Source organism: Paenisporosarcina sp. P5_A11 (assembly GCF_056400705.1).
Genome location: NZ_JBFUKT010000017.1, coordinates 16,120 through 33,409, shown reverse-complemented (window position 1 = coordinate 33,409; position 17,290 = coordinate 16,120). Strand labels below are relative to the sequence as shown.

The following is a 17,290-nucleotide window of genomic DNA, read 5'->3' as shown; positions in this document are numbered from 1 at the left end:
GACGATGAGGTAGATAGGTTCGAGGTGGAAGCGCGGCGACGTGTGCAGCTGACGAATACTAATCGATCGAGGACTTAACCACAATTTTGAATGGCTTTCAATGGCCCGTTTATCCAGTTTTGAGTGAACAAACACTCAATAAGTCTAGTGATAATGGCAAAGAGGTCACACCCGTTCCCATACCGAACACGGAAGTTAAGCTCTTTAGCGCCGATGGTAGTTGGGGGTTTCCCCCTGCAAGAGTAGGACGTCGCTAGGCAATTAGAAAGCCGATACCTGTTAAAGGGTATCGGCTTTTTTGTGTCTGTTTATGAGGGACTAGGACTTTTCAAAGAGAAAAAGAGGTACTGATTTTATTGTATTCAATTTTCTATWGAKTCGAAGGTGTGTGAGAAAGAGGAGGAACAAAGAGTTCGAGGAACCAAGGGGGCGAGTCTCGGAGCGTATTCCATACGCGAGAAACGAGAAGCCCGCAGGTGACGAAGAAATCTGCCGTTCATCGTCTTTCGCAGCCCGAACACGGAAGTTAAGCTCTTTAAGTTGGGGGTTTCCCCCTGCAAGAGTAGRACGTCGCTAGGCAATTAAGAAACCGGTACYGAAAGGTACTGGTTTTTTTGTGTTCATTTTTTCTATTGAGTCGAAGGTGTGTGAGAAAGAGGAGGAACAAAGAGTTCGAGGAACCAAGGGGGCGAGTCTCGGAGCGTATTCCATACGCGAGAAACGAGAAGCCCGCAGGTGACGAAGAAATCTGCCGTTCATCGTCTTTCGCMRCCCGAAYACGGAAGTTAAGCTCGTGCGCCGATGGTAGTTGGGGGTCTCCCCCTGCAAGAGTAGGACGTCGCTAGGCAATTAGAAAGCCGATACCTGTTAAAGGGTATYGGCTTTTTTGTGTTTGTTTATRAGGGACTAGGACTTTTCAAAGAGAAACTGGTACCGAGAGGTACTGATTTTATTGTATTCAATTTTCTATAGATTCGAAGGTGTGTGAGAAAGAGGAGGAACAAAGAGTTCGAGGAACCAAGGGGGCGAGTCTCGGAGCGTATTCCATACGCGAGAAACGAGAAGCCCGCAGGTGACGAAGAAATTTGCCGTTCATCGTCTTTCGCAACCCGAACACGGAAGTTAAGCTCGTGCGCCGATGGTAGCTTTAGGGGTCCTCCTGCAAGAGTAGGACGTCGCTAGGCAATTTAGAAACCGATACCTGTTAAAGGGTATCGGTTTTTTTGTGTTCATATGTCTGGTCTAACCTAACTAGCTAGCCAAGTTAGAAAATATCTAGTTTACTAATGCGCTGAACGGCTTCTTCTAAACGGTCCTCGTCTACTAATAGGCCAACACGAATATAGCCTTCACCAAATTCACCAAAGCCATTTCCAGGGGCTACGGCTACATCTGCTTCATTTAACAGCTTATCTGCGAAGCTTTGGCTTGTGTATCCCGTTGGAACGGGCAACCACGCAAAGAATGAGCCTTGGGGGGCTTCTACTTGCCATCCTATACGGTTGCATGCATCGATGAATACATTTCGACGCTTTTCATAGCGATCAACTAATTCCTGCACACATGTTTGATTGTCATTTAAAGCAGCGACGGCTGCGTGTTGGACAGCTGGGAATAGGCTTACAAACATGTGATCTTGTATCAAGTTAAGGGCTTCAATTATTTGTGCATTTCCTACAGCAAATCCTACGCGCCATCCTGCCATGTTGTATGTTTTGGATAAGGTGTACATTTCAATTCCGATGTCTTTTGCACCGTCTGCTTGTAAGAAACTTACCGGTTTTATTCCTTCGAATCCAATGGCTCCATAGGCAAAATCATGTGATACAGCAATTCCATTTTCCTTAGCAAATGCTACAGTTTCGTTGAAGAATTCGAGGTCTGCCGTAGCTCCTGTCGGGTTGTTTGGGTAGTTAAGATACATAAGTTTCGCGCGTTCTTTACTTTCTTCAGAAAGCATATTGAAATCAGGTAAAAAATTATTTTCTGCTATAAGTGGTAACGTTTCATAGTTGACGTCGGCCATCATTACTCCTGACATATAGTCTGGGTATCCAGGGTCTGGTAGTAGCATCCAATCTCCCGGATTTAATACGGCCATAGGCAATTCAACAAGCCCGATTTTTGTTCCAAATAATACAGCGACTTCTGTTAGTGGATCGATGTCAACGTTATATTCACGTCTATAAAAGGCAGCTGCTGCTTCTTTCAATTCGCTTATTCCGCGGAAGGGCGAATATTTATGAGTAACAGGATTTTCAGCAGCTATTTGTAGTGCTTTTACGATATGTGGAGGTGTTGGTTGGTCAGGGTTACCTTGACCTAAATTAATTACATCGCGACCTTGTGCCACTGCAGCTCCTACTTTTTGTACAAGAGAAGCAAAAAATTGTGGAGGTAATTGTTGTAGTCTTTTCGAGAGTTCCATGGCGTTTCCTCATTTTCTAAATTAGTTGCAATCGTCAGCCAAATCTTATAACCTTTTGAGTAACTTGTCTATAGGTGGTGTATCCATGAAAATCGCTTGCATTCAGCTCGACGTAGCGTTTGCTGAACCTGAAAAAAATTTTTGCAATGTTCAAAGATTAATTGAAAAAGTAGTTGGTGAAGGTGCAGAGCTCGTTGTTTTACCTGAAATGTGGAATACTGCTTATGCATTAACAGCATTAGAAAACCTTGCCGACATTGAAGGAGAGCGTACGAAAAAATTTCTTTCTGATTTGGCGCGAACACATCACATTCATATCGTAGGTGGTTCGGTTTCAACGAAAAAAGGAGTCAACTTCTACAACACGATGTATGTATATTCGAACGATGGAGAGCTTGTTGGTGAATACGATAAAGCGCATTTGTTCCGTTTGATGGATGAACATCTATACCTACAAGCAGGAAATAAGGAAAATATGTTTTCTTTAGGTTCTATCCAAGCTGGTGGCGTCATATGTTATGACTTAAGGTTTCCCGAATGGTTACGGGCACATGCATTAGCAGGAGCAAAGGTGTTATTCATTCCAGCACAGTGGCCGTCGACACGCATTGATCATTGGAAGATCTTACTTCAAGCGCGTGCAATAGAAAATCAATGTTTCGTAATTGCAGTGAATCGTATTGGTTCTGATCCAAACAATCAGTTTAATGGCCAATCCATGATTATTGCGCCGTGGGGGAAAGTGTTGTGGACCGGTACTGAACATGAAGAATACGCGGTAATTGATGTTGATTTTTCCGAAGTTGAAGAAGTGCGCACACGTATCCCTGTGTATGAAGATCGAAGACCGTCACTTTATCTACCATTGTTTGAAAAGTGAAAAAAGGTTTGACACTCGTTAATAAACATCGTAAGATTTAGTTCGAGCAACAAATACAACTACATATGGAAACTTATCAAGAGAGACCGAGGGATAGGCCCTATGACGTCCGGCAACCCCCAGCAATAGCTGGGAAGGTGCCAATTCCTACAGAATGATTTCATTCTGAAAGATAACCCAAAATCCATTTTTCGGTGCCTCTTTCATAATGAAAGGGGCATTTTTTATTTTGTTAAAGTCTACGGATTGTGTTTTCTAGAAGGTAAAAAGGAGCTTGTTGTTATGATACGAATAAATGATTTATCTAAAGAATACAAAACAAAAAATGGCCTGGTAATGGGTGTGGATCGAGTTAATCTCACCATTTCTGAAGGGGAAGTTTTCGGAATTGTGGGGTATTCCGGAGCTGGCAAGAGTTCTTTACTCCGTTGTATCAACTTACTCGAAAGACCAACCAGTGGCCAGATTGAAGTAAATGGACTTGATCTAACAAAATTAAAGGGAGAAGAATTACGCAAGGCGCGCTTGAAAATCGGCATGATTTTTCAACACTTTCACTTGATTAGTCAAAAGACAGTAGCTGAAAATATTGCATTCGCATTAAGAGCGGCAAACACACCAAGAGAAAAAATGACGTCTCGTGTAGTGGAGCTTCTTGAGATGGTTGGTTTAACTGATAAAAAAGATGTGTTTCCAGCACAACTGAGTGGAGGGCAAAAACAACGTGTTGGAATAGCACGTGCACTTGCAAATAACCCTTCCTTGTTATTGTGTGACGAAGCAACCTCTGCGCTTGATCCAAACACAACTTTATCAATTCTACGATTGCTAAAAAAGATAAACCGCGAATTAAACATCACGATTGTGTTAATCACGCATGAAATGAATGTAGTGAAAGAGATTTGTGACCGTATGGCAGTCATGCAAGATGGGCGAGTAGTGGAGGAAGGGTCAGTATACGAGATTTTCTCAAATCCAAAAGCTGAGCTGACTAAAGAATTTATTAGTAGCGTGCTGTCATTTGAAGTGCCACAAACCATTTTGGATAAAGTTACTGGAAGTATTGTAAAAGTAATGTTTAAAGGTGATGTGGCGGGTGAAGGTGTTATTTCAGATATGGTTCAGCATTTTGAAGTACGTGGGAATTTCTTGCACGGCTCGATTGAATACATACAAGAAGTGCCGCTAGGTTTGTTTTTAATGGAAATTCAAGGACATCCAGACAATATTAAAAGAGCTATTACGTATATGGAAGGACGCGGAGCGCAAGTGGAGGTGATTCGAAATGGGCATTGATATCCAGCACGTGATTGAATTATGGCCAGACATACTCAAAGCATTTGGGGAAACGATGTATATGATTGGGATTTCACTGACGGTTGCGATTGTGATTGGATTACCCCTTGGTATTGTACTTTTCATTACCGATCGAGGATTGTTTTTAGAAAATCGAATTATAAAAGGAATACTCGGTTTTATTGTAAATATGGTACGTTCGATTCCGTTTATTATTTTGTTAGTTGCACTTATACCATTAACCAAATTGCTTGTTGATTCAACGATTGGACCAGCAGCAGCTAGTGTTTCTTTATCGGTTGCGGCCACTCCATTTTTCGCGCGAATTGTTGAAACATCACTCCGAGAGATTGATAAAGGCGTTATTGAAGCTGCAGTTGCAGTAGGAGCAACCCCTTGGATGATTATCAAAGATGTGTTATTGCCAGAATCGAAGTCGAGCATTGTGCAAGGAGTGACGATGACCATCATTAGCCTAGTTGCTTACTCCGCAATGGCTGGGGTAGTAGGCGGCGGCGGAATTGGAGACTTGGCAATACGGTTCGGATATTACCGTTATGACAATACAATCATGGTTGTCACGGTAGTAATTTTAATTGTTCTCGTTCAAATCATTCAACAGTTGGGTGACTGGACGTCTAAAGCAATAGATAAACGATAAAAGGGAGAGAGACAGAGATGAAAAAAATTATATTTTCGATTATGTTACTGGTACTAGTAGTGGCTCTTGCAGCATGTGGAGGAAGTGACGAAGAAACTAAAGGTAATGTGGATAACGATAATTCAGTAAAATTAGGTGGATCAGCAGGTCCTTACAGCGACATGTTGAAAAAGGCTATTAAACCAGCTCTTGAAGAAAAAGGCTACAAAGTAGAAATCGTTGAATTCAGCGATTACATTCAACCTAACATTGCGCTAGACAATGGAGATATTGACGCTAACCTTTTCCAACACTCCATTTATATTAAGAACTTCTCGAAAGAAAATGATATGGAATTAACTGGACTAATCACAGTGCCAACAGCACCAATGGGCATTTACTCTAATAAATATAAATCCATAGAAGAAGTGAAAGATGGTGCAACAATAGCGATTCCAAATGACCCAGTCAATGCGGCCCGTACTTTCCTAATCTTACAAGATCATAAATTAATAGAATTAGATTCAAATGCAGAGCCTTTGACAGTGTCAGAGAAAGATATTAAGACCAATGCGAAAAATTTAGTGTTCCAACCAATTGAAGCAGGTCAACTGCCTCGTTCAGTAGATGGTGCAGATTTAGCAGCAGTTCCAGGAAACTTCGCTTTAGCAGCAGATATGAAATTACGAGATGCGTTAATTTTAGAGAACATGCCTGATCTCTACCGTAACCTCGTGGCTGTTACGACTGCAAACAAAGACTCGCAACTTGCGAAAGACTTAGTGGAAATCGTAGAAGCACCTGAATTTGAAGGAATTATCGACTCAGAATTTGAAGGTTTTGGTAAACCTGAGTGGATGAAAAACCGTTAAGAGAGAAGGAGTCTTATGGAAGACATCATTATTCGCGGAGCACCGACTGAATATGTTTGTAAGAGTGGGGCGCTAGATGAACTTGAAGACAAGTTAGTGTCTAGAAATATCAAACGTGTACTCATAGTTTCAGGTGTGAAGTCATGGTATGCGGCACGCTACTATTTTCCCAGCCTAAAAAGCATTCATGTATCGCACGTTTTTTATAAAGGTCAGTGTACAGTAACTGAAATCTCCAGAGTGGCTGCGCTAGCACAGAGTCATTCCGTAGATGCAATTATTGGTGTGGGAGGCGGAAAAGTGTTGGATGTCGTAAAAGCGGTAGCTTACACGAGTGAAACCAAGGCAATCTTAATTCCAACGCTCGCTTCGAACTGTGCACCCTGGACACCGCTTAGTGTTATCTATTCTGATGAAGGTATGATGACACACTATGATGTGTATCCAATGAGTGTTGACATCCTTCTTGTGGAGCCACGAATTTTAGTGGAAGCCCCCATTCCACTTCTCGTCGCAGGCATTGGAGATACATTAGCTAAGTGGTATGAAGCAGACGTTCAAATTAGCAAGTTAAGCAATCCATCGGTTGCGCTAAAGGTCGCTCATCATACTGCGCGGTTATGTGCAGAAGAAATGTTTGAACATGCAGAAGAAGCCATTGATGATGCGAAAGAAGCAAAAGTGTCAAATGCATTCGTCAGAGTAATTGAATCGATAATTATGCTTGGAGGAATGGTAGGCGGATTTGGTGATCGCTATGGTCGAGTCGCAGGTGCGCACTCCATACATAACGGCATGACCATTGCGCCAGAGTCACATAAAGCATTACATGGAAATAAAGTGGCTTATGGCATTTTGGTTCAATTGCTTCTCGAACAGAAGGAAAGTGAAGTTGAGCGACTATGTCCGTTTTATCAGAAACTGGGTTTGCCGACTTCGCTTTATGATTTAAATATTCCGAGTAGATGGATTGATGATATTGCACAACAATCCACAAGAAATGAAGAGTCCATTCATCACATGCGTAGTGAAAAAATAACAGCTACTGAAGTGGCACAAGTCATGCGACATTTAGAGTCAAGGTTCTTGTAAAACCATGAATTCGATTATTTAAAAAAGACCGACATAAAAACTTTGTCGGTCTTTCTCTATGTCAACTTTGTTATTACTATTTCTCAACTTCGGTTTTAATGACGTGTATTCTACTTTCTCCATCACTTTCAACAACATGTTTAAGTATTGATAATTTGTTGTTCCAAAATTGTTCGTAAAAAGAAAGCCACTGTTTTAATTCTTCTAAAGGTTCTGGTTGTAACTGATAGAGTTTTTCCCTCCCTACCTTTCGTCCACTGACTAACTTTGCTTCTGAAAGGATATGAAGATGTTTTGCAATGGCTGTACGACTCATAGTGAAATGAGATGTTATTTTTGAGATGGGTAACTCTTTTCCAGTAAGTATGCGAAGTACCTCTCTACGGGTTGGATCAGCAATAGCTTGGAATACATCATATTTTTCTGCTGAATTAGCCACTATTCCTCAACAACTTTTTTAAGTCGTTCATTAACAATCCCCATCCAACCATGATCCATTCTGTCGCGGATAACTGAGCTTTTGTCATTTGCTTTTGGAAGGATAGCATCTGGTTGTTTCCAACCACTATGAATAAGGGTAAACTCAGTTTTACCACTGACCTCTATTAATATAAAAGTAACAATCCATCCTTCTGTGTCCCAAGTAAAAGTAAGTCGATTAGGAGCATCTAATTCAACGACTTTACATGGTGATGGACCGAATGGCGATTGGACATGAAATTCATGTCCGACTTTCGCTTGAAAATCATTTGGCATAAACCATGATGCGATTCCTTCTGCAGTTGATACGGTATCCCATACTTTTTGAATGGGTGCATTAAAAATGACTGTTTGCTTAATATCTGGTAGTACATTCTGATTGTTTGTCTCCATGAATTCGCCTTCTTTCAATAATATGAAACCAGTTGGTTGTATATATTAATGTATAACACCATTTGGTTTCATGTCAAGGTGAGGCATAGAAATTCCACATCAAGAACATTCTTAAATCATAGGATGTTCATATGAAGAGTCATATTACTTATCCAATTATTCGTAGTTTATCCGCTGGTTATTGGAAAAAATATCTTTAGGTAAGTCATGGCACATTTCAGCCTGGTACACTTTGTATGGGGTTTTTTCTTGCCCAATGGCATATGTTTCCGTCACAATGACTTTAAGAACAAACTTGGAGGAACAGTAAATGAAGATCGTTACACGTATTTTCGTGAGGTTTTTCACTGAGCGGTTTTTCGATGAAGCCGCACAAACAGCTTATTTTCTTCTTTTATCGGTATTTCCATTCTTACTATTTATTTTGTCACTTATAAGCTTTTTTCCAGTAGATGCACAGCAAATCTTAGATTTCTTGAGACCTTTTGCTCCAGGGGATTCATTCGCACTCATAGAAGACAATGTAACGAATATATTAACAGCGGATAAAGGGCGCGTCTTGTCACTTAGTTTAATTGCTGCATTTTGGGTTTCATCCATGGCTGTACAGGCTCTTGCACGTGCATTAAATGAAGCAAATGGCATGAAAAGCACACTTCCTTATTGGAAAGGACTACTGCGAGATCTTGGCGTAACACTTTTGTTTATGACACTTGTACCGCTATCGTTATTTTTACCGTTCATAGAAAGTGGTTTACACTGGGTGGTATCGTCAGCAGGTACGGTTGATGACTGGCAAGGGTGGATCTATATTTGGCCAACTGTGAAGTGGGGATTAGGTTCCATATTTTTGTTTCTATTCTTTCTTCTGTTCTATAAAATTGTACCAAATGAAAGGCTTACTTTCCGTGATGTATGGCCTGGTGCCTTGTTGTCAGCGATAGGTTGGCAAGTTGTTTCGTTACTTTTTGCAGACTACGTTTCAACTGTGAATTACACGAGATTGTATGGTCAACTTGCCGGAATCATCGTACTTGTTTTATGGTTCTACTTAACCGCTGTGGTCATTTTATTGTCTGGTTTACTCATTGCAGAAGTTAGGAACGCTCGCACGCTGAAGGTCAAAAGAAAGAGGTGAGCAGATGCGCACAATTTTACTAGTAGATGATGATCCGAATATATTAACACTTATGAGTATTCATTTAACCAAAGCAGGATACCGTGTTGAAAAAGCACGAGATGCAGAAAGTGCACTTAAATTGATTCCTTTTGTGTGGCCGCATGTAGTCGTTGTTGACGTGATGATGCCAGGTATGGATGGGTTCTCATTGACCAAAAAGATTCGAGACGACTTTGACCTACCCGTGATTCTGGTTACAGCTAAAAGTCAGTTGGAAGATAAAGAAAAAGGCTTTCTCGCAGGTTCAGATGACTACGTTGTTAAGCCGTTTGAACCGCAGGAACTACTTTTTCGAATTGGCGCTGTGCTTAGACGAAGTGCACATCCTAATGAAATACGTAGGCAGGTTGGGTCTCTCATAATTGATCGGAAGAAGTTTGATATTTCAAATGGTACCGAAACTAAATGGTTGCCTTTAAAAGAATTTGAATTGCTCGCACTGCTTGCCTCAAGTCCAGGCAATGTATTTCTACGTAGTGGATTGATGGAACAAGTGTGGGGATACGATTATCCGGGTGATGAACAGACTTTAAGTGTTCATATAAAACGCTTACGAGAACGCTTGAACGGATTTGTTTCAGACGTACAAATTGTAACGGTTCGAGGGATTGGTTATAAGCTGGAGGCTCGGTCATGAAATCTTTATACAGTAAGTTTATTGTTTTGACATTAGCCATTATGATAGGTAGCGCGACGATTGGTTTTTTATTGGTCAATACATATTACCACCAACAATTAAAAGAACAAAATGACTTAAAAAATGTAGGAATTGCACAAGAGATGGCTACTTTTATAGAACAAAATCCAACCGTACCGTTAGGGGAATCGCTTGGGGTATTTGGTAGCTCTGGTTATCAATTATTTATGGCCAATGAATCAGGGGATAACAATTTTTATGGTGGTCCTTTTCGAGAATCCTCTTTACCGGTAAGTATAAAAGAAGCCGTGCTTAATGGAGAAATCTATCACGGCATGCGTGATTTTCCTAAAGAAACATTTGTGACAGGCTTTTTTTCTAACGAATTGACGAATACGGTGGGTGTCCCTGTTACGTACAAAGATGAAAGATACGCATTGTTTATTCGACCAAACATTAAGATGTTATTTACAGAAGTGCATATTTTACTAGGCGGTTTGGCAGCAGCCATGCTTATTTTAAGTTTGCTTGCTATGTTAATTGTCGCAAGAAGAATGATTCAACCAATTACTGTTTTAACGGAAGCAACAAGGAAGATGGCAAACGAACGTTTTGATGGGTCCATCGCCATTTCGAGTAACGATGAAATTGGCCAACTGGCAAAAAGTTTTCAAATCATGGCTGATCGCTTGAAAGAGAATGATCAAGTCAGAAAAGATTTTATGAGTCATGTATCGCACGATTTTCAATCGCCATTGCAGAATATTCAAGGCTATGCTCAACTACTAGCCGATGAGTCTGTCACTCAGAATGACAGAGCGAATTATGCCGGAATTGTGGAGCTAGAGAGTAAGAGGTTGTCAGCATTGACGAAACAACTGCTGTACTTAACCTCACTAGACCACCAATCGTATCAACCAACGATTATACGTGTCTCGGTCAAAGAGCAGATCGAACGGACCATACGTCAGAATGAATGGCGTTTTGAAGATCTTCAACTGGATGTACGAATGGACATGCCTGAACTAATAACGCAGGGCAATCCAGATATGTTGATGCAAGTATGGGAAAACCTCTTAACAAATGCAGTGAAATATAATCAGCCAAATGGTTTTATTCATATCAATGGATATGAGCTGGAAGATGAACTTCACATAACTATAAAAGATTCCGGAATCGGGATGACACAAGAACAATCTGAAAAAGCTTTTGACCGGTTTTACCGAGCAGATCTTTCTCGCACTCGAGAAAAAGAAGGTACTGGGCTAGGACTAGCCATTGTCAGTGAGATCGTGAAGCGCCACCGAGGTAGAGTGAAAATTGAAAGTGACCTTGGAGTAGGAACACTCATTCATATCACGCTCCCGAAACTGTAATACCTCGTTCATATTGGGTTCATCTTCGCGTGGTAAGATGAACCCATCTTAAGGAAGGAAAGGTGGACATACACATGCAAGAAAGATGGAGTATTCGTCTAATCCGAATTGCCGCGGTTTTTGGTATTATAGGTGCTTATTTAGGTTCACATATGGCGGGGACAGGATCGTACGCGTTCCGTCCGATTCATGCACATATTTTAGTTGTAGGTTGGTTGTCAGTTTTTAGTTGGGGCGTATTCTATAAATTATTTGAAGTAAAATATCCGAAGTTGGTTAACATTCATGCATGGTCAGCGATTTTAGGAGCCATTGGGTTAACGGTAGGCATGTGGCTCCAAAATATGCAACCTCTTGGATTACCTGAAGCATTTTCACTTGTATTTTATATTGTTGGCGGAACAACATTACTTATTAGCTTTGCCTTGTTTGTAGCGGTAACTTTCTGCATTCAACCAGCGAAGAAAGAGTAGCTGATGAAAACCATGTGGAAAGAGAAAAAATTACGGCACACCGTCACTGGAATCGTGAAGTATAAATAAATAATGAGGGGCTCGCAACAGGGGCTCCTCATTTTGTGTATCAAAAAAGGATTATCCACTAGAGACAAGCACTACTGGATAACCCTTTAAAATTCATTTCACGGTATATTTCTTTTTCACGTGTTCGTGTATGTCGTCACCTTTTGTCACATGCACTTCAATCTCGTAAGTGCCTGCTTCTGTAAAGGTGAATTCTGTTTGATAAACACCCGCTTTTTGTTCGGGTGCTTCCAACCACGTATGCTGTTCCGTATCGCTACGAACAATATCGTATTGTACGCGTGCGCCTTCAAGTGGTTCTTCTGTTAATGTAACATTAGTTTCTAACATGACTGCTTCACCAACGGTAGTCGTTCCTTCTTTAAAGCCAATGGTTGCAACGCTCCCGTGATGATGATCTGCTACTTCACCATGTGCTGCCTGTTCTTCTGTCACTGTACTAGCCGCTTCTTCGCCACCTGTTATTGATATTTGTTTCGTTGGCATGGTATGCATAGAGCGAGTTGTTACATGGGACGTGATATCATAGGTACCATTAGCTTTAAATGTATAGTCAATGGTATAGAGCTTATCTTCGTTTAATGAAGCCTCAATCATCTCTTTTTCGCCAGAACTTATGTTCAGTACTTCAAACTTTACTTCATCTGCATCTTCAACGATTTCCTTACCTTGTGTAACAGCAGCAGTAAAGGTAACTGCTTCGCCGGCAGCCGCTGTTTCAGGAACTGTTAAATCAACTTCTAATATTTCAGGCACTTCATCTGACGAAGTTGCACTGTGATCTTTATGTTCTTCATTTGTTCCACATGCACCAAGTACAAGGGCTGTAAGAATGGACCCTATCGCTAAAAATCGTTTCATATGTCATGCTCCTCGTTTTCGTTGTTTGAAGCCATTGTATCAAATAATCACGGAAACAGCTGTGACAAAACTCGAAACGTGTGATTGCATGGAAAAGAATGTCATAAAAAAGACACAGAGGTGTATTTGTAGTTGTTTAGCCAATGAAAACTATAGGGGTTTTAACATGTGATGAAAGTTACCACCATAGATTTCCCAAGGTTCTGCTTTGTGGTAGCCAATACGCTCATATAAGCGGATGGCAGCTTCTTTTTCAAGTTCTACGTTGAGAGCTACTTTAGAAAAGCCAGAATCACGAGCAATTTCTTCAGCTTGAGTTAGTAATAAACTACCGATGCCTAGTCCTCGGAATTCAGGGTTAACGCAGACTGTATCGATATAGTATTCGTCTATACGTGCTTCTGGTGGAATGACGATGTTATCGCCCGTTTTCAGCCGCAACCAATTTACTAATTTAGAATCTAACTCAATGGCGTCTAATCCAGAATAGAGCACCATCACGCCCATAATCTCATCGGCTTTTTCTGCAATGATCGTCTTTAAATACGAATGACGATTGTCTTCACGTCTAAATAACTGAATGAGCTCTTGCTGTACGGCAGTAGAATCAGTTTCTCCAGTCATTTGTTCAGCGATGCTACCAATCGCATCGATGATGAGGGGGACGGCACCTTCTGCATCTGCAGGTCTTGCTTTTCGTATATTTATGTTCATGTCAATCAACTCCTTGTTGACACTATACCAAAAATATTGAAGTTCCATCTATAGCGGGGTTCATGGTAATCTAGAACTATTAAAATAGAGGAGGATGATGGTCATGGTTCAATCGAATAAAACCCACGTCCTCACTTACGGCGATGCATTTGTCGACTACATTGCAGACGATACAACAAATTCATCATTTTCAATGTTTTTAGGCGGGGCGACAGTCAATGTAGCCGTAGGTGTTGCCCGATTAGGTGTGCCTTCCGCGTTTATTACCATTACAGGAGACGATGCAACTTCTGAATTTGTTCGAGGTGAACTTGAAGCTGAGGATGTCATTATGGATTATGCAATACTTGAGCCTGAAAAGCGTGTGAGTGGAGTATATGTTCATTTAACAGAAGACCATGATCGTATTTTCCATCGCTATATTGATGAGGCACCAGATATCCAAGTAGCTGTGCACGACTTAAAGGAAGAAGCATTCCAAAAGGCATCCATTCTAAATTTGTGTTCAGGAACGATGTTTCAACCGACAGCGCTGGAAACTTCTCGAAAAGCAGTAGAATACGCGAAGAAGAATGATGTATTGTTTTCCTTCGATACAAATATTCGTCCATTACGTTGGAAAAGTGAAGCTGAATGTCGGGAAACGATTTTATCATTTTTCAAGGATGCAGATTTGTTGAAGTTCACAGAAGACGAACTGACGTTTTTAACTGAAACGAATTCAGTTGAAGAAGGCCTTGCAAAGATTGCCCATCTGGACATCCCTGTTATCTTAATTACTGCGGGAGCAGACGGTACTTATGCAGTTTTAAATAGACAAGTTCAACATGTTCCAGTTGAACCCGTCGTTGCTGTGGATACGACAGGAGCGGGCGATGCTTTTATGGCAGGCGTTTTGCGGTATGTGCATATAAATGGTTTGCCGACAACTATGGAGTCATTAGTTAGTTGTACGGAATTTGCAAATCATCTAGGAGCACTTGCTGCCACAAAAGCGGGTGCATTAACGGCTTTGCCAAGACTGAGTGAATTGAAGATAACATAAAAATCGCCCGTTGACTGTTCTGTCAGCGAGCGATTTTTTATGCATTAGTGTAACAAAAATCCTGCTACACTACTGCCTATTAACAACACCATTATGATTGTGGCGAGTAGCCAATCACGGGCGTTTATGGAAATCGGTTCGTAATACGCCGAACGTCGCTCGCCGGTAAAGCCCCGTGCTTCCATAGCAAAAGCAGACCTTTCCGCACGGCGAACAGCTCCCGCGAGTAATGGAATTAACAATCTACGCATACCTAGTAATCGTTGCCAGACATGCTTTTCTTCTCCAACTCCCCGTAATCGGTGCGCATGGCGAATAAGAATGAACTCATCCTTCACAACAGGTAAAAATTGGTATCCAACCATTACTCCATAAGCAAGTTTTGGAGACAGACGCAACTGTTGCATAAGACTCATCACAAATTTGACTGGGTCTGTTGTCAAAGCAAATAACAAAGACATTGATGAGAAAGCGAAGACACGAAACGATAATGATAACGCCGTATTCCACTGAGTATTTGTCACTTCAAACTTTCCCCAAGTCCAGATGACATGTCCACTTGTATCAGCCGCAAAAAGTAAGGTAGTCCACAAATAACCGATAGCGGTAAAGGCGATGGGAATCATGAACAGTGACCAGACTTTCCAATTCACTCTACTGAATAACAGTTGAAGCAGGATAACCCCCAGGAAGAATAGCAAAGGGGTCCATGGATTGAAAAACCACGCCAGAGTCAACATGGAAACTAGAACTATAATAAATTTTAGACTTGGATTCATATCGTGTAACCATGTGCGACTAGTCATGTAAACACACTCCAATCGGTGCCACTAGTTGATGTTTTTCTAATAACTGCGCTAGCTGCCACACCACATCATTGTCAAAACGCCCAGTCAATTGCCCGTTGTTCAGTAAGAAGATGGTATCTGCAATGGCTGCTGCAAAGGTCATATCATGTGTCACGATTAAGATAGCAAATCCTTCTTTTGCACGAGCATTGATTAAATGAAACAATTCTTTCAGCGCTGCTTCATCTTGTCCAGATGTAGGTTCATCTAGTAAGAGTACAGGTCTTTTATCTGAAAGCATCGTCCCAATCGCAACGCGGCGTTTTTGCCCATGGCTGACCGAGAAAGGGTGAGCTTGCTCAATTTCGTTCAAGCGTAAACGAGTCATAATGTCTGTAATCTCTTCTTCTTTTGTGTTATTTGAAAATCGGATTTCGTCTTTTACGCGTTGCGTGACAAATAACTGTTCAGGTGATTGTGGAACGTAACCCGGAAGCATGGTGCCACTTTTTATAGTGCCATCCGATTTTTTCAAAATGCCACATATGGTTTTTAAAAGAGAGGACTTGCCACTGCCATTTGGACCTGCAAGTACGGCAATTTCTCCGCGTTGTAATTGGAATGAAACGTCCTTCAATAACTGTTTACCTTTCACGTGTACATGTACGTTTTTTGCTTCTAAAGCCACTTCTGGTTGAATAGCCGAAACGCGTTTCGGAAAGGTAATGCATGGTTTTGTTGGATTCAATTCTATAGGGAGGTCTCCTGATGCACGAACGTGAATAGCACGATCAAAAAAAGTTCCCCATAAATCGAGTTGGTGCTCGACCGCGACAATTGTTAATGGGTATGACCATTTCAAGGTATCGAGCCACTCTACATAGTGTTTTGCAGTTAACGGATCTAGGTGGGCAAGCGGTTCATCTAGCAATAACACTTCTGGTTGCATAAGAATTGCACATGCTGTTGCCACTCGTTGTTTCATTCCCCCAGAAAGAGTTTGTATGGTCGTTTTTCGGAATTGTGTAAGACCAGTCATTTCAAGTGTCTCCGTGATGCGATGCTCCATTTCAGGTCGAGTTACATGCAAGTTTTCTAATGTAAAAGCCATTTCCTGTTCAACTGTTGGCATACAGAACTGTGTATCTGGATCTTGAAACACAGTAGCGACGCGGTGGTTGATTTCACCAGGAGCAAAACATGCAGCATCGCGTTGCCAAAGTGTTATTGAACCTTCAAGGTCACCATCGCAATTGTCAGGATACAAGCGATTCATTAAATACAATAAAGTGCTTTTCCCGCAACCACTAGGACCATATAAAGCTACACGTTCCCCAGCTTGAATGGAGAAAGAAATATTTCTAAATACTGGCGATTCATCTTCTGGAAATTGAAAAGTGACATCTTTAAAATCAATGATTACCGGCGTAGCTACTATTTCAACTTGAGATTTTTTACTGAGGGTATTAACCAATAACCTCACCTTTTATCTTGTGATTTTTACCTGTATCACGGGAAATGGAGTAGCCACGAAGAGCCCCAGTAGCGAGTAAACCATCTGATAAATATTTGCCACCTAAGCCAGCAATGACAGCACCACTTATGACACGAAGCGTAAACATTAAGACTAACAAGGAAGGATCAAGTGCTGCGTAACCAGACACCAAGAAGCCATAAGCAAAACTAAAGACTGCGGAACCGACACCTGCTAAACAAAGCACCCACCAGTCATAACGTTTGTAACCAGTCGCAGCAAATGCTGCCTCAGCTCCTAGTCCCTGAACAAGTCCTGTTAAAATCAATCGAGGACCTACTGCATTACCAATCATCACTTCAATCATTGCGGCCATCGTTTCGGACAACAAAGCGGCACCTGGTTTGCGGATGATGTAGGTGCAGATAATCGAGACAATAAACCAAATTCCAAATATCCATTCATACGCAATCGGACCAATCACACCTGCCCAAATGTTTCCGACTTGGACAAATAGTAAATACACGACCGCAAAAACAACGGCAAATACGGACATTAAGACGACTTCTTTTAGTTTCCATGATTTCAACAT

Annotated in this window: 18 protein-coding genes, 1 rRNA gene and 1 riboswitch; of the genes, 11 read left to right on the top strand and 8 right to left on the bottom strand. The window is 41.3% G+C overall.

Annotation, left to right across the window (positions count from 1 at the left end):
• Positions 1 to 143 precede the first annotated feature (143 nt).
• A 5S ribosomal RNA gene (gene rrf / locus AC1DOS_RS05310) occupies positions 144 to 259 on the top strand.
• 1,005 nt (positions 260 to 1,264) lie between these two features.
• On the opposite strand, the gene AC1DOS_RS05305 is transcribed toward rrf, so the two are convergent.
• The gene (locus AC1DOS_RS05305) at positions 1,265 to 2,428 is read right to left on the bottom strand and encodes an aminotransferase class I/II-fold pyridoxal phosphate-dependent enzyme (protein WP_477536642.1); all 1,164 of its coding nucleotides are present in this window, start codon (positions 2,426 to 2,428) and stop codon (positions 1,265 to 1,267) included.
• Between the two features lie 85 nt (positions 2,429 to 2,513).
• Between AC1DOS_RS05305 and AC1DOS_RS05300 the strand changes: the two genes are divergently transcribed.
• From AC1DOS_RS05300 to AC1DOS_RS05280, 5 genes are all read left to right on the top strand, one after another.
• On the top strand, positions 2,514 to 3,308 hold the full coding sequence (locus tag AC1DOS_RS05300) for a carbon-nitrogen family hydrolase (RefSeq protein WP_477536641.1): 795 nt from the start codon (positions 2,514 to 2,516) through the stop codon (positions 3,306 to 3,308).
• A gap of 70 nt (positions 3,309 to 3,378) precedes the next feature.
• A riboswitch (SAM riboswitch) is annotated at positions 3,379 to 3,487 on the top strand.
• Positions 3,488 to 3,590: 103 nt separating this feature from the next.
• The gene (locus AC1DOS_RS05295) at positions 3,591 to 4,604 is read left to right on the top strand and encodes a methionine ABC transporter ATP-binding protein (protein ID WP_477536640.1); all 1,014 of its coding nucleotides are present in this window, start codon (positions 3,591 to 3,593) and stop codon (positions 4,602 to 4,604) included.
• A complete protein-coding gene (locus AC1DOS_RS05290) occupies positions 4,594 to 5,265 on the top strand; it encodes a methionine ABC transporter permease (protein WP_477536639.1) in 672 nt (223 codons plus the stop codon). The genes AC1DOS_RS05295 and AC1DOS_RS05290 overlap by 11 nt, the downstream gene beginning before the upstream one ends.
• Positions 5,266 to 5,282: 17 nt before the next feature.
• The gene (locus tag AC1DOS_RS05285; RefSeq protein ID WP_477536638.1) at positions 5,283 to 6,116 is read left to right on the top strand and encodes a MetQ/NlpA family ABC transporter substrate-binding protein; all 834 of its coding nucleotides are present in this window, start codon (positions 5,283 to 5,285) and stop codon (positions 6,114 to 6,116) included.
• A gap of 15 nt (positions 6,117 to 6,131) precedes the next feature.
• Positions 6,132 to 7,208 carry an iron-containing alcohol dehydrogenase family protein gene (locus AC1DOS_RS05280; protein ID WP_477536637.1) on the top strand — a complete coding sequence of 359 codons (1,077 nt, stop codon included), beginning with the start codon at positions 6,132 to 6,134 and terminating at the stop codon, positions 7,206 to 7,208.
• A 76-nt stretch (positions 7,209 to 7,284) separates the two neighbouring features.
• Here AC1DOS_RS05280 and AC1DOS_RS05275 read toward each other — a convergent pair whose 3' ends face one another.
• Both AC1DOS_RS05275 and AC1DOS_RS05270 read right to left on the bottom strand, forming a co-directional pair.
• On the bottom strand, positions 7,285 to 7,647 hold the full coding sequence (locus AC1DOS_RS05275) for an ArsR/SmtB family transcription factor (protein ID WP_477536636.1): 363 nt from the start codon (positions 7,645 to 7,647) through the stop codon (positions 7,285 to 7,287).
• Positions 7,647 to 8,081: an SRPBCC family protein gene (locus AC1DOS_RS05270; protein ID WP_477536635.1), complete on the bottom strand. Its 435-nt coding sequence runs from the start codon at positions 8,079 to 8,081 to the stop codon at positions 7,647 to 7,649. The genes AC1DOS_RS05275 and AC1DOS_RS05270 overlap by 1 nt, the downstream gene beginning before the upstream one ends.
• A 310-nt stretch (positions 8,082 to 8,391) precedes the next feature.
• Here AC1DOS_RS05270 and AC1DOS_RS05265 point away from each other — a divergent pair, with 310 nt between their 5' ends.
• From AC1DOS_RS05265 to AC1DOS_RS05250, 4 genes are all read left to right on the top strand, one after another.
• On the top strand, positions 8,392 to 9,219 hold the full coding sequence (locus tag AC1DOS_RS05265) for a YihY/virulence factor BrkB family protein (protein WP_108585890.1): 828 nt from the start codon (positions 8,392 to 8,394) through the stop codon (positions 9,217 to 9,219).
• Positions 9,220 to 9,223: 4 nt separating this feature from the next.
• Complete coding sequence (locus AC1DOS_RS05260; protein ID WP_108585891.1) at positions 9,224 to 9,898, top strand: response regulator transcription factor; 675 nt, start codon at positions 9,224 to 9,226, stop codon at positions 9,896 to 9,898.
• Positions 9,895 to 11,274, top strand: coding sequence for a sensor histidine kinase (locus tag AC1DOS_RS05255; RefSeq protein ID WP_477536634.1), 1,380 nt, complete (start codon positions 9,895 to 9,897; stop codon positions 11,272 to 11,274). Before AC1DOS_RS05260 ends, AC1DOS_RS05255 begins: the two co-directional genes overlap by 4 nt.
• A gap of 74 nt (positions 11,275 to 11,348) precedes the next feature.
• Entirely contained in the window at positions 11,349 to 11,747 is a 399-nt protein-coding gene (locus tag AC1DOS_RS05250; protein WP_477536633.1) for a hypothetical protein, read from the top strand.
• 162 nt (positions 11,748 to 11,909) lie between these two features.
• Here the strand turns inward: AC1DOS_RS05250 and AC1DOS_RS05245 are convergent, their stop codons facing one another.
• Together AC1DOS_RS05245 and AC1DOS_RS05240 are read right to left on the bottom strand one after the other, a co-directional pair.
• Positions 11,910 to 12,677 carry a FixH family protein gene (locus AC1DOS_RS05245; RefSeq protein ID WP_477536632.1) on the bottom strand — a complete coding sequence of 256 codons (768 nt, stop codon included), beginning with the start codon at positions 12,675 to 12,677 and terminating at the stop codon, positions 11,910 to 11,912.
• Between the two features lie 150 nt (positions 12,678 to 12,827).
• Complete coding sequence (locus AC1DOS_RS05240; RefSeq protein WP_477536631.1) at positions 12,828 to 13,391, bottom strand: GNAT family N-acetyltransferase; 564 nt, start codon at positions 13,389 to 13,391, stop codon at positions 12,828 to 12,830.
• Positions 13,392 to 13,494: 103 nt separating this feature from the next.
• Here AC1DOS_RS05240 and AC1DOS_RS05235 point away from each other — a divergent pair, with 103 nt between their 5' ends.
• Complete coding sequence (locus tag AC1DOS_RS05235; protein WP_477536630.1) at positions 13,495 to 14,436, top strand: PfkB family carbohydrate kinase; 942 nt, start codon at positions 13,495 to 13,497, stop codon at positions 14,434 to 14,436.
• Between the two features lie 44 nt (positions 14,437 to 14,480).
• On the opposite strand, the gene AC1DOS_RS05230 is transcribed toward AC1DOS_RS05235, so the two are convergent.
• From AC1DOS_RS05230 to AC1DOS_RS05220, 3 genes are read right to left on the bottom strand one after another with little or no spacing between them, the layout of a single operon-like run.
• On the bottom strand, positions 14,481 to 15,242 hold the full coding sequence (locus AC1DOS_RS05230) for an energy-coupling factor transporter transmembrane component T family protein (protein WP_477536629.1): 762 nt from the start codon (positions 15,240 to 15,242) through the stop codon (positions 14,481 to 14,483).
• Complete coding sequence (locus AC1DOS_RS05225; protein ID WP_477536628.1) at positions 15,235 to 16,698, bottom strand: ABC transporter ATP-binding protein; 1,464 nt, start codon at positions 16,696 to 16,698, stop codon at positions 15,235 to 15,237. Before AC1DOS_RS05225 ends, AC1DOS_RS05230 begins: the two co-directional genes overlap by 8 nt.
• Positions 16,691 to 17,290 carry an ECF transporter S component gene (locus tag AC1DOS_RS05220; RefSeq protein WP_477536627.1) on the bottom strand — a complete coding sequence of 200 codons (600 nt, stop codon included), beginning with the start codon at positions 17,288 to 17,290 and terminating at the stop codon, positions 16,691 to 16,693. The genes AC1DOS_RS05225 and AC1DOS_RS05220 overlap by 8 nt, the downstream gene beginning before the upstream one ends.

Coding starts and splice junctions, on each gene's coding strand:
- AC1DOS_RS05270 (WP_477536635.1), bottom strand. CDS start 8,081: ATGGAGACAAACAATCAGAATGTACTACCAGATATTAAGCAAACAGTC.
- AC1DOS_RS05240 (WP_477536631.1), bottom strand. CDS start 13,391: ATGAACATAAATATACGAAAAGCAAGACCTGCAGATGCAGAAGGTGCC.
- AC1DOS_RS05250 (WP_477536633.1), top strand. CDS start 11,349: ATGCAAGAAAGATGGAGTATTCGTCTAATCCGAATTGCCGCGGTTTTT.
- AC1DOS_RS05235 (WP_477536630.1), top strand. CDS start 13,495: ATGGTTCAATCGAATAAAACCCACGTCCTCACTTACGGCGATGCATTT.
- AC1DOS_RS05245 (WP_477536632.1), bottom strand. CDS start 12,677: ATGAAACGATTTTTAGCGATAGGGTCCATTCTTACAGCCCTTGTACTT.
- AC1DOS_RS05220 (WP_477536627.1), bottom strand. CDS start 17,290: ATGTTGAAATCATGGAAACTAAAAGAAGTCGTCTTAATGTCCGTATTT.
- AC1DOS_RS05230 (WP_477536629.1), bottom strand. CDS start 15,242: ATGACTAGTCGCACATGGTTACACGATATGAATCCAAGTCTAAAATTT.
- AC1DOS_RS05300 (WP_477536641.1), top strand. CDS start 2,514: ATGAAAATCGCTTGCATTCAGCTCGACGTAGCGTTTGCTGAACCTGAA.
- AC1DOS_RS05280 (WP_477536637.1), top strand. CDS start 6,132: ATGGAAGACATCATTATTCGCGGAGCACCGACTGAATATGTTTGTAAG.
- AC1DOS_RS05290 (WP_477536639.1), top strand. CDS start 4,594: ATGGGCATTGATATCCAGCACGTGATTGAATTATGGCCAGACATACTC.
- AC1DOS_RS05265 (WP_108585890.1), top strand. CDS start 8,392: ATGAAGATCGTTACACGTATTTTCGTGAGGTTTTTCACTGAGCGGTTT.
- AC1DOS_RS05285 (WP_477536638.1), top strand. CDS start 5,283: ATGAAAAAAATTATATTTTCGATTATGTTACTGGTACTAGTAGTGGCT.
- AC1DOS_RS05255 (WP_477536634.1), top strand. CDS start 9,895: ATGAAATCTTTATACAGTAAGTTTATTGTTTTGACATTAGCCATTATG.
- AC1DOS_RS05260 (WP_108585891.1), top strand. CDS start 9,224: ATGCGCACAATTTTACTAGTAGATGATGATCCGAATATATTAACACTT.
- AC1DOS_RS05305 (WP_477536642.1), bottom strand. CDS start 2,428: ATGGAACTCTCGAAAAGACTACAACAATTACCTCCACAATTTTTTGCT.
- AC1DOS_RS05295 (WP_477536640.1), top strand. CDS start 3,591: ATGATACGAATAAATGATTTATCTAAAGAATACAAAACAAAAAATGGC.